We start from the raw sequence: 11988 nt of genomic DNA, 5'->3' as shown, positions 1-11988 counted from the left end.
CGCCGTGACGGACCTGGTGACGTTGGCCGAGCTGGGCGGTCCGCTCGCTGCGATGGGTGGCGCCGCCTACGCCCGGCGCGCCTACCCGGCGGCGTACTGGTCCACGGTCGGGCTGCCGCTCTCGGTGGCCCGGCTGCTGGCCTCGTACTCCTCGACCATGGAGGCCTGCGGACTGACCGTGCAGCCGTCCCGGTGGCGAGCGCTGGCCGTTCGGGCGGCCACCCGCCGTGAGGTCCGGCCGGTGCCTCCTCGACGGGGCGTCATCCGACCCACCACGACCGGTCTGCGCATGCGGCTGCGGCTGGCCCCGGGCCAGGAGCCGGCGGACGTGGCGGCCTCCGCCGAACGCCTCCGGCATGCCTGGGGCGTCCACGCCGTCCACGTGCGGGACATCAAGCCCGGCGTCGTCGAGTTGCGGCTTGTCGGCTTCGATGTGCTGCGGAAGGTGCGGATGCCCCGTCGGCTCAACGGTGGCCCGCTTCAGGTCCCGGTGGCGTTACGGGAAGACGCGATCGCGTTCGTGCGGGACTACCGGACTGTTCCGCATGAACTGGTGCTCGGAGCCACGCTCTCGGGCAAGTCCATGTATCTGCGGAACCTGCTGACCGGGCTTGCCGTCCAGCCGGTGGTCCTGGTCGGAATCGACTGCAAGCGCGGGGTTGAGCTGGCACCCTTCGGGCCCCGGCTCTCCGCCCTGGCGACCGACCCGGACCAGGCGGCCGAACTGCTTCCCCTGCTCGTGAAAGAAATGGAGGACCGATACGACCTAATCAAGGCCCGGCAGGGCATCGCCCCCGGCACTTCCGAAGAGCTGATCACCTCGGACATCTGGGGACTTCCCGAGGACGCACGTCCCGCTCCGATCGTCCTCTTCATCGACGAGGTGGCCGAGCTCTTCCTCGTCGCCACGCGGAAGGAGGAGGAACGGCGGGACGAAATGGTCACCCAGCTCATTCGGCTCGCCCAACTCGGCCGGGCCGCCGGGATCTACCTCGAAGTCTGCGGGCAGCGCTTCGGCGCCGAACTCGGCAAGGGCGCGACCATGCTCCGCGCTCAGCTCACCGGCCGTGTCTGCCACCGCGTGAACGACGAAGCCTCGGCAAAGATGGCGCTCGGCGACATCGCCCCTGAGGCCGTCCTCGCAGCTTGCGCCATCGCCCCCGAACTGCCGGGTCTGGCCGTCATCGGCGACACCTCCGGCGGCTGGTCACGCATCCGTACCCCGTACCTCTCCCTCGCCGACGCTGCGGCAACTTGCCGTGCGACGGCTCACCACGCCCCCGACGTACCGGCGCTCGACCCCTTCCGGCCCTACGTCCCGCCGATGCCGGTTGAGGCGTCCGGGCCTGTGGCAACGGCTCGCCCGGTCACCGAGTAACCACACCCGCTCCCACGGCTGGCACGGCCGTCCCGTGCCAAGTCCCTACCCCCTTCATGCCTGGAACCGGAAGGAGTCTCGCCGTGCGTGCCTTACCCGTCCGCGTCGACGCTGTGCTCGTCCAAGCGATGATCGCCGCCGCGCTGTCCTTTGCCCACCTGCACGACCTGGCGTCGGCTGCCGGACAGCACGGATGGAAGGCATGGGCCTACCCGGTCTCCGTCGACCTGCTGTTGGTGGCGGCCTGGCGGCGGCTCCGCTCCGGCGGGATGAAAGCGGCTGGGTGGTGCTGGTTCCTCGTCGCCTTGACCGCATCGCTCGGCGCCAACGTCTCCACGGCTGGGCTCCTCGACCTGGGCGCCGTACCGGCCTGGCTGCGCATTCTCGTCGCCGGATGGCCCGCGGTCGCCTTCTTGGGCGGGACGCTGCTCGCCCACGGAGCAACCGCAGCAGCGGGGCGTGAGTCCGTCCCAGAATCCATGGCCTCGGAAGCCCCTGCCCCTGCACCTGAATTGCCCGCTGCCGAGCCGAAACCGGCTCCACCCTCCACACCCCCGGTTCCGCCGGCGCTCGTCACGCTCGCGCGCAAGGTCGCCGACGAACACCGCGCCAGGACCGGAACGCCCATCGACACCGCGACCCTTCGAGCCCGGCTCGGCGTTCCGCTGCCGCTGGCCGAAGTCATCGCCGCTCGACTCACCTGACACCGGAGGACTTGCAACCGTGCGTCCGTCCACGCTCCGCGTGCTGCAACGCGCCGCCGAGCTGACCCGACAGAACCGCCTCACCGAAGCCGTGCTCATCGCGGAGCCCGTGATCCTCACCGCCGACAGCTATGAGGGCGACGAGATCTTGCGCTGGCTGGCCGAGCACGCCACCGACTTCACCGGCGAAGACCCGAAGGAGACGCGTTGATGCCCGCCAACCGCCGCTTCCGCAACGTCACCCGCATCGGGCCCGTCCAGGTCGCCACCTACTACGACGGCCGGGGCCGCGAGAAGCACACCGCCGCCTGCACGGCTCCGCGCTGCGGCTTCGCCACGGACTACGACAGCCGCGCCGCCGCCGAGCTGGCCGCCCGTACCCACCGCTGCGCCGCCCGCTGAGGGAGCTCCCGTGACCATCTCGTTGCCGCTCGTCTTCGTCCTGGGCGCCATCGCCTGGGCCGCGATCAAGTTCCTCGGCGTCCGGCTCTGGGTCGCCGTCGTGATCGCGCTGTTCGGCTTCTGGCTCTCGCACACCTTCCTCGCCCCCGCCATCGAGTCCGGCACCCGTTCCGGGGTCGGCGTCGTCAACGGCACCCACCAGTGACAAGGAGGTCCGCCGTGCTCCGCCCCAAGCTGCCCGACATCCCCACTCTGCCGACGACAACCCTCACGCCTCAGCAGACACAGACTCCGGCCTCCTTGGCCGGCCGCCCGGTCGCCCCGTACGTGGGCGTCGGTGTCGGCGCGGTCGCCGCCGTGGTCGTCGTCGGAATCGTGCTCACCGCGCTTCTGGCGGCGGTCGCCGTCTCGGCCGTGTCCGTGGCCATCGCCGCCGTGGTCCTGCGCTCCCTCGTCAACAGCGCCAACAAGCGCTGACCGGCCGCCGGGGCGGCAACAAGCCGCCAAGCATCCCGCCGCCCCGGGGCCGTCCCTCCCAACCGTCGCAACAGCCGAAAGGAAGTCCCATCATCACCCGGCAGACTCCGCCCCCGCTGGCGGAACTCTCCATGCTGGCCTCACTCGGCACCATGCCCGAGCTGGCCCACCAACTGTCCGGCCTGGGCGGCTGCACCCACCCCGTCCGCCTCGGCGGCCACCGCACCGAATACGTGGTGGACCAGACGACCGGCGAGATCGGCCGCGTCCTGCACCACCTGGACTCATCGGCCCTGCCCGCCGGTCAGCTCCTCGTCCGCTGCAACAACCGCCGCGCCACCCGGTGCGCGGCCTGCGCCGAGACCTACCGCCGCGACACCTACCACCTGATCACCACCGGACTCCGCGGCGGCAAGGGCACGCCCGAACGGGTCGCCACACACCCGCGCGTCTTCGCCACCTTCACCGCCCCCAGCTTCGGCCCGGTCCACAACCGCCCCTCCGGCGGCCGGAACTGCCGTTGCGGCGTGCGGCACGAGGAAGGCGACGCCGTCCTGGGGACGCCCCTCGACCCCGACACCTACGACTACGAAGCGGCCGTGCTGTGGAACGCGCACGCGGGGGAGCTGTGGCGACGCTTCTCGATCTACCTCCGCCGGGAGGTCGCCAAGCGGGCCGGCCTCACTCAGCGAGCATTCCGGCACCACGCCCGGATCTCCTTCGCCAAGGTGGCCGAGTACCAGAAGCGGGGCGCCGTCCACTTCCACGCCGTGATCCGCCTCGACGGCCCGGAGGGCGGCGACTCCGCTCCTCCAGCCTGGGCCACGGCCGAGCTGCTGACCGATGCCGTACGGGCCGCTGCCCCTGCCGCGCGCGTCGCCGGGCCGGTGATCGACGACCGGGCTCATACCTTCGTCTTCGGTCGTCAGCTCGACGTCCGCACGATCCGCTCCGCCGACTTCGACGACGGCCAGGAGCTGACCGAGCGGGCCGTAGCGGCGTACATCGCCAAGTACGCCACCAAGGGAGCAGAGACCGCGACGGGCACCCTGGACCGTCCGATCCGCTTCCTCGCCGAGTTGGCCCAAGTCCGGATCACCGAACACGCCCGGCGCATGATCCGCACCGCCTGGGTCCTGGGAGCCCGTCCCGAGCTGGCGGACCTCCGCCTGCGGGCCTGGGCCCACATGCTCGGTTTCCGCGGTCACTTCTCCACCAAGTCCCGCCGCTACTCCACCACCCTCGGAGCCCTCCGCGACGCGCGTGCCGACTGGCGCCGGGCTCAAGCTGCCCCGCCCGTACCGCAGGACGGCGAAACCACGCTCGTCCTCGCTCACTGGGTCTTCGCCGGTACCGGCCTGTCCCGCGCCGAAGCCTGGCTTGCCGCATCCCTCGAACCCGCCCCCGGAACGGAAGGAGAGCCGACATGGAAACCCGCCGCGACGAGCTGATGACCGTGCACCAAGTCCTGGACGAACTGGGCGGCGTCTCTCGACGGACGTTCTACCGCTGGCGCGAACTCGGACAGGGGCCAGCCGCATTCAAGCTCCCCAACGGTGAGCTTCGGGTCTGGCGCAGTGATTTCACCTCGTGGCTCCGACAGTTGGAGGAGGCCGCGTGAAGTCTCTCGACGTCAAGGTCTGGGGCGTACGCAAGCGGGACACCAAGACGCCCTCGTACGGCGTCCGCTGGTCCGTCGCCGGTAACGTCTTCTCGGACTCGTTCCGTACCAAGGCGCTCGCTGATCACTACCGAACGAAGCTCATGCGCGCCATGCGGGACGGCGAAGAGTTCGACAAGGAGACTGGTCTTCCAGCTTCGATGGAACAGAAGAAGTCGCCGTTGTCCTGGTACGACTTCGCCCTCAGGTATCTCGCGATGAAGTGGCCCCACGCTGCGCCCAATACGCGAGACGGCATCAATGAATCCCTTACCAGCGTGACCATGGAACTGCTCGGGGAGCGGGCAGGACGGCCGTCCGACGAGGAGATCCGTAAGGCATTACGCAACTGGGCCTTCGTGCTGCCAGGGCCGAGCGACCGGGAAATCCCGGATAACGTCCGTAATATTCTGCACTGGGTGGCAAAGGCTTCCCGGCCGCTTGCGGATCTCACTGAACCGGCAACGGCCCGTGCGGTGCTCGATGGGCTGAAGCTGAAGCTCGACGGCACCGCGGCAGCGGCTGAGACCGTGCGGCGGAAGCGGCGGACCCTCGTCAATGCTGCGAACTACGCGGTCGATCTGGGGGAGCTGCGTGAGAATCCGATCACGGCGGTTCGCTGGCAGAAGCCCAAGGTCTCGAACCAGGTAGATCCGCGCGTTGTCGCCAACCCGGAGCAGGCCCGCAATCTCCTGGCGGCAGTGTCCTACGTGGGCGGCTACCGGCGTGCTCGCGGCCGGCGTCTCGTCGGGCTGTTCGCGGCCATGTACTTCGGTGGCCTCCGTCCTGCCGAGGCGGTGGGCCTGGTGGAGACTGACCTCATCCTCCCCGAGCAGGGCTGGGGGTCTGCGCTGCTCCACCGGACTCGTCCTTCGGTCGGCAAGCAGTGGACCGACTCGGGGGAGACCCACGACGACCGCGGACTCAAGAATCGGCCGACTGAGGACGTTCGGCGTGTGCCCATTCCGCCTCAGCTCGTCGTCGTGCTGCAGGATCATCTCGCCACGTTTGGCACGGCGGAAGACGGGCGGCTCTTCTTCAGCGAGAGGGGCTCGGTCGTCCCGTCCTCGACCTACTACCGGGTGTGGCAGGAGGCTCGGCTTCTGGGGCTCCCGCCGGCCGTCGGGGCCTCGCCGCTCGCGAGTAGGCCTTACGATCTTCGGCACTCGGCGCTGTCGACGTGGCTGAACGCGGGTGTCGACCCGACCGAGGTCGCCGAGCGCGCCGGCAACAGTGTCGAAGTCCTGCTGACCCGCTACGCGAAGTGCCTTGATGGACGGCAGGAGGTCGCCAACCGGCGTATCGAGGACCTGCTTCGCGAGTATGAGTGACAGCCCTTGCCTGTGTCCGAGGCCTCTGGCATCCCGTCCAGGGGCCTCGCCGTTTCTGGGCTGCCCCAGGGTTCGGTATTGGTGAAAGTGGTTGGCAGGTGCGGTCATGAGCCCCAACGGGCGATGACGGCTTCCGCGACGCTAAAGATCGCATCGCATTGCGCGCACTGCGCTTTGCCGAAGACGTAGGTCAACTTATGTGCGACGTCGGGTTGACCGTCAGCGAGCGCGCGGGCGTGGAGCCTTCGGGCCAGCCCCTCCAGAGCTGAGGAGGGCTGCGGCTGCAGCGGTACCTTCCTCGCTCTCGTCTCTTTCATGTACATGCCGTGCGTGGTCGAAAAGAAGCCGTACTCGCCGAAGGCTATGAAGTTCGTTGCACCAGGTCGGACGTCTCCGAGGCGTAAGCGACGTGGGGATCTTGATCGCCGTACGGCTGGTCAGTGCTGGCTACGATGGCGCCTGCCAGGCAGAGCGCCATCTGTCGGTCTGAGGGCGACCACTGGCGCCATGTCTCGGAGGACAGGCAAGGTCGCGTAGCTTGCTGAGTAGACGGTGCCCTGATGGCACAGCCGGGACCAAAGTTCGGTCCAGCCTGCGTCGTGTGGGGCCGGGCTCACTGCGTCGAGCAGGCCGGGAATGTCTTCTGCTCTGCCGTAAGCGTGGTGGAGCTGGGACCAATCCGTCATACCGGTGATCTAAGCAGTCGGGTGCCGCAGCCATCACGGTCGGCCGGATGCGGCCGGGGTTCTGCGGGGCACGACGACCGCGGGCTCGAAAACGAGCCAAGCGAGGACGCCCGGCGCGTGCCCCATCCTGCCGCATCCATCCTGCCTCACGCGCTGGACGATTTGGGTTGGAGAGTCTGCTCGGCCCAGACCGTTTTGCCGTCGGGGGAGTAGCGGACGCCCCAGTTCTGGGCGAGTTGGGCGACGATGAAAAGGCCGCGCCCGCCTTCGTCGACCGTCTTGGCGTGGCGCAGCCGCGGCGCGAGGGGATTGCCGTCGTGGATCTCGCAGGTGAGGGTACGGTCCCTGATGAGCTGCAACCGCAGAGGCGGGGTGCCGTAGCGGACGGCGTTGGTGACCAGTTCGCTGACGATCGTTTCGGTGGTGTAGACGGTTTCCTCATCCACTCCCCAATGGGCGAGCTGGTGTTGGGTGTGGGCGCGCGCCGTGGCGACGGCTTTGGGGTGGTGGTCGATGTCCCACGTGGCGATCTGGTCGGCGGGGAATGCGTGGGTGCGGGCGAGGAGGAGGACGACGTCGCAGTGGCGGGTGTCGTCCTTCAGCCGGTAGAGCACGTCATCGCATAGATCCTGCAGTGGCCGGTCAGGGTGGGCGAGCACCTGTTGGAGGGCGTCAGGGGACGGGGAGGCGTGCAGGAGGGACGCCGTGTAGAAGGCGATGACACTGCCGTCGGCTACGGAGATCGTGGTGGCGGCGAAGGGGGGCCCCTCGACACTGCCCAAGGGAGGTCCGCTCGGCAGATCGAGGACATCGGTCCTCCCGTCAGGATGGGTGATGACGGGTGAGGGGTGGCCGGCCAGGGCGATGCTGCAGGTCCGGGCTAGCGGGTCGTAGACCGCGTACACGCAGCTTCCCGTGAGTGGCTGCCGGCGCAGGGGGTCGCTGGTCGGCAGAGCCGCGCGTTCCTGGGCCAGGTTTATGGCGGTGTCGTTGAGGCGTGCGAGGAGCTCGTCGGGCTCCAGGTCGAGTGCGGCCAGGGAGTGCATGGCGGTCCGTAGCTGACCCATCGCGGTGGCCGCGGGGATGCCCTGGCCGGCGCTTTCGCCGACCACCAGTGCGGTACGGGCGCCGGACAGGGCGAAGGTGTCGTACCAGCCGCCTCCGCCCACTTCGGAGGGCAGGTGCAGGTGCGCGGTTTCAAGGGCGGTCTGCGTCGCAGGGCAGGGAGGCAACAGATGGCGCTGAATTGTCAAGGCGATGCAGTGTTCCCGGGTGTAGCGGCGGGCGTTGTCGATGCACGGCGCGGTGTGAGCGGCGACTGCGTTGGCGAGGGTGACATCGTCCTCGTCGTAGACGTCCGCCTGGCCGGTGCGGTACAGGCTCAACAGGCCGAGCACGGTTCCGCGCAGCGTCAGGGGTGTAGTGATCAGGCTGTGGGCACCGGATGCGCGGATCGCCTCGGCACGCGGCGGGCAGGTTGCCAGCCAGGGCGTGTCAGGCCCCAGGGCGACAAGGCGGGGCTTGAGGTCGGCCAGCGTCTGGGCGTGAGGCGTCGGCATAGGCACAGCGCGCACGTCACCCACCGGATGTGCCTGAATCTGCTCCTCGCCGCCGCGGTGGTCGAAGGCGACACGGCGCAGCGGCACCTCCCGTCCCAGAGGGCTCAGCGGTGGGTCCTCGCCACGTACGACTGCGTCTACCACTTCCGCCACGGCGATGTCGGCGAGGTCCGGCACCACGGCCTGTACCAGTTCCTCGCAGGTGGCCATAACGTCGAGGGTCTGTCCCACGTGCTTGCGCACCGAGCCGAGGACGCGCAGGCGGGCGCGTACCTTTTCGCGTTCGGTGACATCGAGCATCTCCGCCAGCACCCCCAAGATCCTCCCCTGCGAGTCCTGCAGGCGAGATGCCGAGACGGAGAACAGGTACTCCGGCCCCGGCGCGCTCTTCGGACGCACCCCCACCAGTTGCCCCTGTGCGGGCGCGCCGCTCGCCAGCACGCCGCCCAGCATCGCCTCCACCTCACCGGGTGCGGAAAGGTCATACACGTCCGTGAGGTGCCGGCCCAGGATCTGTTCAGGGGGCGCTTCGTGCAGAACCGGCCTGGTGAGGTTGATCCGCAGGATTCGCAGCTCCGTGTCCAAGATCAACAGGCCTTTAGGCGACTGGCGGAACAGAGTTTCCAGTACTGCAGCATCCTCAACGGGTGAGATGGCTCCGTTCTGCGCCACAGCAATCACCTCCACCATCCAGCCTGCCCCCTGGCTCCCACGCGCCGCTCCCTCACTTCGCGAGACGTGTGGGGCGTCGGGGGTCCAGATGTGGGTCTGGGTGGCCGGCCTGCTCGGCTTGGGTCGTCATCTGAGTGTGTCGGAGGTGTGTCGCGAACACCGAGAGACACGAGAGAGTGGGACCCAGTGGGACCGGCCTCCGCCCTCTCGTGTCGGCATCCACCCTGGTCAGCTACCGAATTCGGTACGTGCTCGGGCGAGTGCCCCGGCAGGCCGGGCCGGACTGAAGCCGCGAGGCGTGATCAGTACACCTAGACGGCCCTGGGCGTGCCGCGTCAGTTCGGTGCCAGGGTGGGCAGCGCGATCAGGAGCAGGGTCAGCAGCGCCCAGCCGAGCACCCCGATCTTCTGGCGCTGCGGGTTACGCCCCTGGCGCCATGCGCCGGCCTCGGGCGAAGCGTCTCCCATAGCGGTGCGGCATACGAACGGGCCGCCCTGATCGAGCAGGGACCGGGGTTTGAGACTGGTGGCAGCTGCGATCGGCGGCCCATCCCTTGTGGTGCCCGATCGCAGGTCGGTGCCGGTCTGACTGAGGGATCAAACCGAGCAACTCTGAGGCCAACCGGAGCACCCGGTAGGGAGATTCAGATAGTGCCGTCACTGTCCAGAAGTCTCGCCCGTTTCCGGACTTCACCTGCGGCGATAGACCAAGATCCCGTCCACAGCTCGTCCACAGGCCCCGACATAGGGTCGCTTCCGGCGGCATACGCCTGCACAAGCACGAAGACCCCGGCCTCAGCGTTTCCGCTGGTGACGGGGTCTTTGGGCACCTCATACAGGGTGCCCCCGGCAGGATTCGAACCTGCGCACACGGCTCCGGAGGCCGTTGCTCTATCCCCTGAGCTACGGGGGCGTGTCGACCGTTCTCTGCGGCGACGGGTAGAACCCTACCAGCTCTTTCGGGGTCGTCATGAACAGGTTTCCCGGGCTGTGCGTCGAGCGCGGCTCCCCTGGAGAAGCGCCCTGAACCAGGCTGTGCCGGTCGCTGCTGCCGAATGGCGGAGCCCGCGTTGCGCGCGGCTCGCCCGGACGGGGTGGAAGTCGGGGAAAACCCGGACGCGGCCCCCTGTGTCCACCTACTCTCGAGTTGTGCCAGGCGTGTCCGGCCGGGTGCTTGTTGTAGACGACAACAAGGTCATCCGGCAGCTGATCAGGGTCAACCTCGAGCTGGAGGGTCTCGAGGTCGTGACCGCGGCCGACGGTGCCGAGTGTTTGGACGTCGTCCATCAGGTGCGGCCCGATGTGGTCACCCTGGATGTCGTCATGCCACGGCTGGACGGACTGCGGACCGCCGCCCGCCTTCGTGCCGATCCCCGCACCCGGAACCTCCCCCTCGCCATCATCAGCGCGTGCACTCAGTACGAGGTCGAGAGCGGCCTCGACGTGGGCGTCGACGCGTTTCTCGCCAAGCCCTTCGAGCCGTCCGAACTCATCGAGCTCGTGAAGGAACTGATGAAGCGTCGCGGGCGCGTCGACTCCGGTGCCGAGGTCGCAGGCTCCTTCGGTGGTGTGCTCGGCCCAGAGGACACCCAGCACACCGAGCACGCCGTCCATCCCGATCCCGCGGGGCGCCCAGGAGCCTGAGCAGCTCCCTATTTCGGGGCTAGGGGCAGAGGCCGAAGGTTCGACTGGCAACGGTGGCCCCGCCGGCATCAAATCGCCGCACTCGCCTCAGCGGCCGCTTCGGCTTTCAGTGGTCTCAGCTGCCTCAGCCGCCTCAAGTCCGTCTCTACGAGCCCCCATCGACATCGAGACCGGAGTGGGACCACGGCGCACATAAGCCCCAAGCCCCCGCCGAACCCGCCCGGCGCCCCCGTCCACATCCCGGACGCTCGACCCAAACCAGCTCGCATACCCACCCCCCTCCTCCCATACCCTTGTCCCGTGACCCCCGTCGAGCTCTCCCGTACCGTGCTGCGCGCGGTGCGTTGCGCTGTGGACGACGGGGAACTCAGCGTCGCCGTGCCTGAACGTGCCGTCGTCACAGTGCCCGGTCCCGGAGGCCGTGGCGATTACGCCACCAACATCGCCCTGCAGCTCGCCCGTCCCGCCGGCTGTCCGCCCCTGCAGGTGGCCGAGATCCTCTGTCCTCGGCTCCGTGACGCGGCCGGAGTCGCCGACGTCGAGATCACCGGGCCCGGTTTTCTCAACATCCACCTCGAACCGGACACCGCCACCGCCGCCCTCGTCGGGGAGATCCTCGACCGCGCGCGCCCCGTCGGCGCTGACTGCCCCAACGGCCCCATCCGCCTCAACAGGGCCAGCCGCCCCGACGGCCCCACCGCCACCGGCCACAGCCCCACCGCCACCAGCCACAGCCACGCCGCCGCCGGCCCCAGGCACACGGCCACCACCACCGGCCACAGCCGCCCCACCCCCGACCACACCCCCCCTACCCCCTACGGCCACACCCCCACCCTCGCCCAAACCGTCGTCCCCCTCCGTATCCCCTTCGAAGTACGCGCCGAAGTCGTCGCCGACACCCTTGTGCGTGTCATCGCCACTCAGGGCGGCCGTGCCGAGGTCGATCACGTTCGTCCTGGGGAGACCGTCGATCTGCGGCCCGTGCCGGCGCCCGAGGATCCCGCTCCTCTCGGGCCCGACGCCGCCCGCTGGGCGCTGCTGTATCCCGCCGGCCACGACCGGCCCCGGATCACCGCCGATCATCTGCTGCAGCGTGAGAGCAACCCTCTCTTCCGCGTCCGCTACGCCCACGCGCGCGCCCGTGCGCTCGGGCGTAACGCCGCCCGGCTGGGCTTCACCCCCGTACCCGGTGATGTGACGGACGTGCCGAGCGCCGCCCCTCTCGTCCGTGCCCTCGCGGAGTATCCGAACGCCCTCACCCAGGCGGCCGCCCACCGCGCGCCCGACCGGCTCGCCCGGCATCTCGTGGCCGTCGCCGATGCCCTGCTCGCCTTTCAGCACACGGTGCTCCCGCTCGGCGACGAGAAACCCTCGGCCGCCCACCGGGCCCGGCTCGCTCTCGCCGAAGCAGCCGGGACGGTGCTGGCCGGCGGCCTGTCCCTGCTCGGCATCAGCGCACCCGACTATCTCTGAGAG

The 11988-nt window shown here is 69.3% G+C and carries 13 protein-coding genes and 1 tRNA gene; 11 read left to right on the top strand and 3 right to left on the bottom strand.

What is annotated here, in order from left to right; translation table 11 throughout:
- Positions 1-4 precede the first annotated feature (4 nt).
- The 9 genes from ACQEXA_RS20085 to ACQEXA_RS20045 all read left to right on the top strand — a co-directional run bounded on the left by ACQEXA_RS20085 (position 5) and on the right by ACQEXA_RS20045 (position 5952).
- Complete coding sequence (locus ACQEXA_RS20085) at positions 5-1378, top strand: FtsK/SpoIIIE domain-containing protein (RefSeq protein WP_432932609.1); 1374 nt, start codon at positions 5-7, stop codon at positions 1376-1378.
- Between the two features lie 83 nt (positions 1379-1461).
- Positions 1462-2082: a DUF2637 domain-containing protein gene (locus ACQEXA_RS20080; protein WP_432932611.1), complete on the top strand. Its 621-nt coding sequence runs from the start codon at positions 1462-1464 to the stop codon at positions 2080-2082.
- 19 nt (positions 2083-2101) lie between these two features.
- A complete protein-coding gene (locus ACQEXA_RS20075; RefSeq protein WP_432932613.1) occupies positions 2102-2293 on the top strand; it encodes a hypothetical protein in 192 nt (63 codons plus the stop codon).
- Positions 2293-2484: a mobile element transfer protein gene (locus ACQEXA_RS20070; RefSeq protein WP_432932615.1), complete on the top strand. Its 192-nt coding sequence runs from the start codon at positions 2293-2295 to the stop codon at positions 2482-2484. Before ACQEXA_RS20075 ends, ACQEXA_RS20070 begins: the two co-directional genes overlap by 1 nt.
- Before the next feature lie 10 nt (positions 2485-2494).
- Complete coding sequence (locus ACQEXA_RS20065; protein ID WP_432932617.1) at positions 2495-2689, top strand: hypothetical protein; 195 nt, start codon at positions 2495-2497, stop codon at positions 2687-2689.
- Positions 2690-2703: 14 nt separating this feature from the next.
- Positions 2704-2961 carry a SpdD protein gene (locus ACQEXA_RS20060; RefSeq protein WP_432932618.1) on the top strand — a complete coding sequence of 86 codons (258 nt, stop codon included), beginning with the start codon at positions 2704-2706 and terminating at the stop codon, positions 2959-2961.
- Positions 2962-3092: 131 nt separating this feature from the next.
- Positions 3093-4412 (top strand): replication initiator, encoded by a 1320-nt coding sequence (locus tag ACQEXA_RS20055; RefSeq protein WP_432932620.1) that lies wholly within the window; start codon positions 3093-3095, stop codon positions 4410-4412.
- Positions 4388-4582, top strand: coding sequence for a helix-turn-helix transcriptional regulator (locus tag ACQEXA_RS20050; protein ID WP_432932622.1), 195 nt, complete (start codon positions 4388-4390; stop codon positions 4580-4582). Before ACQEXA_RS20055 ends, ACQEXA_RS20050 begins: the two co-directional genes overlap by 25 nt.
- Entirely contained in the window at positions 4579-5952 is a 1374-nt protein-coding gene (locus ACQEXA_RS20045; RefSeq protein WP_432932624.1) for a tyrosine-type recombinase/integrase, read from the top strand. The genes ACQEXA_RS20050 and ACQEXA_RS20045 overlap by 4 nt, the downstream gene beginning before the upstream one ends.
- A gap of 832 nt (positions 5953-6784) precedes the next feature.
- On the opposite strand, the gene ACQEXA_RS20040 is transcribed toward ACQEXA_RS20045, so the two are convergent.
- The 3 genes from ACQEXA_RS20040 to ACQEXA_RS20030 form a co-directional block, all read right to left on the bottom strand.
- The gene (locus ACQEXA_RS20040; RefSeq protein ID WP_433130704.1) at positions 6785-8887 is read right to left on the bottom strand and encodes a SpoIIE family protein phosphatase; all 2103 of its coding nucleotides are present in this window, start codon (positions 8885-8887) and stop codon (positions 6785-6787) included.
- A 317-nt stretch (positions 8888-9204) separates the two neighbouring features.
- A complete protein-coding gene (locus ACQEXA_RS20035; protein ID WP_432932628.1) occupies positions 9205-9336 on the bottom strand; it encodes a hypothetical protein in 132 nt (43 codons plus the stop codon).
- Between the two features lie 373 nt (positions 9337-9709).
- Positions 9710-9781, bottom strand: a tRNA-Arg gene (locus ACQEXA_RS20030).
- A gap of 236 nt (positions 9782-10017) precedes the next feature.
- Here ACQEXA_RS20030 and ACQEXA_RS20025 point away from each other — a divergent pair.
- Together ACQEXA_RS20025 and nrtL are read left to right on the top strand one after the other, a co-directional pair.
- Positions 10018-10512: a response regulator gene (locus ACQEXA_RS20025; RefSeq protein WP_432932630.1), complete on the top strand. Its 495-nt coding sequence runs from the start codon at positions 10018-10020 to the stop codon at positions 10510-10512.
- A gap of 300 nt (positions 10513-10812) precedes the next feature.
- Entirely contained in the window at positions 10813-11985 is a 1173-nt protein-coding gene (gene nrtL, locus ACQEXA_RS20020; RefSeq protein ID WP_432932631.1) for an ArgS-related anticodon-binding protein NrtL, read from the top strand.
- Positions 11986-11988: the final 3 nt, after the last annotated feature.

Source organism: Streptomyces sp. CA-106110 (genome assembly GCF_050936285.1).
In the GTDB taxonomy this organism is placed as follows: domain Bacteria; phylum Actinomycetota; class Actinomycetes; order Streptomycetales; family Streptomycetaceae; genus Streptomyces.
The sequence above is the reverse complement of the archived record's forward strand: the minus strand, read 5'-3'. Positions and strand labels throughout refer to the sequence as shown.

Coding starts and splice junctions, on each gene's coding strand:
- ACQEXA_RS20070 (WP_432932615.1), top strand. CDS start 2,293: ATGCCCGCCAACCGCCGCTTCCGCAACGTCACCCGCATCGGGCCCGTC.
- ACQEXA_RS20055 (WP_432932620.1), top strand. CDS start 3,093: ATGCTGGCCTCACTCGGCACCATGCCCGAGCTGGCCCACCAACTGTCC.
- ACQEXA_RS20050 (WP_432932622.1), top strand. CDS start 4,388: ATGGAAACCCGCCGCGACGAGCTGATGACCGTGCACCAAGTCCTGGAC.
- ACQEXA_RS20040 (WP_433130704.1), bottom strand. CDS start 8,887: ATGGTGGAGGTGATTGCTGTGGCGCAGAACGGAGCCATCTCACCCGTT.
- ACQEXA_RS20035 (WP_432932628.1), bottom strand. CDS start 9,336: ATGGGAGACGCTTCGCCCGAGGCCGGCGCATGGCGCCAGGGGCGTAAC.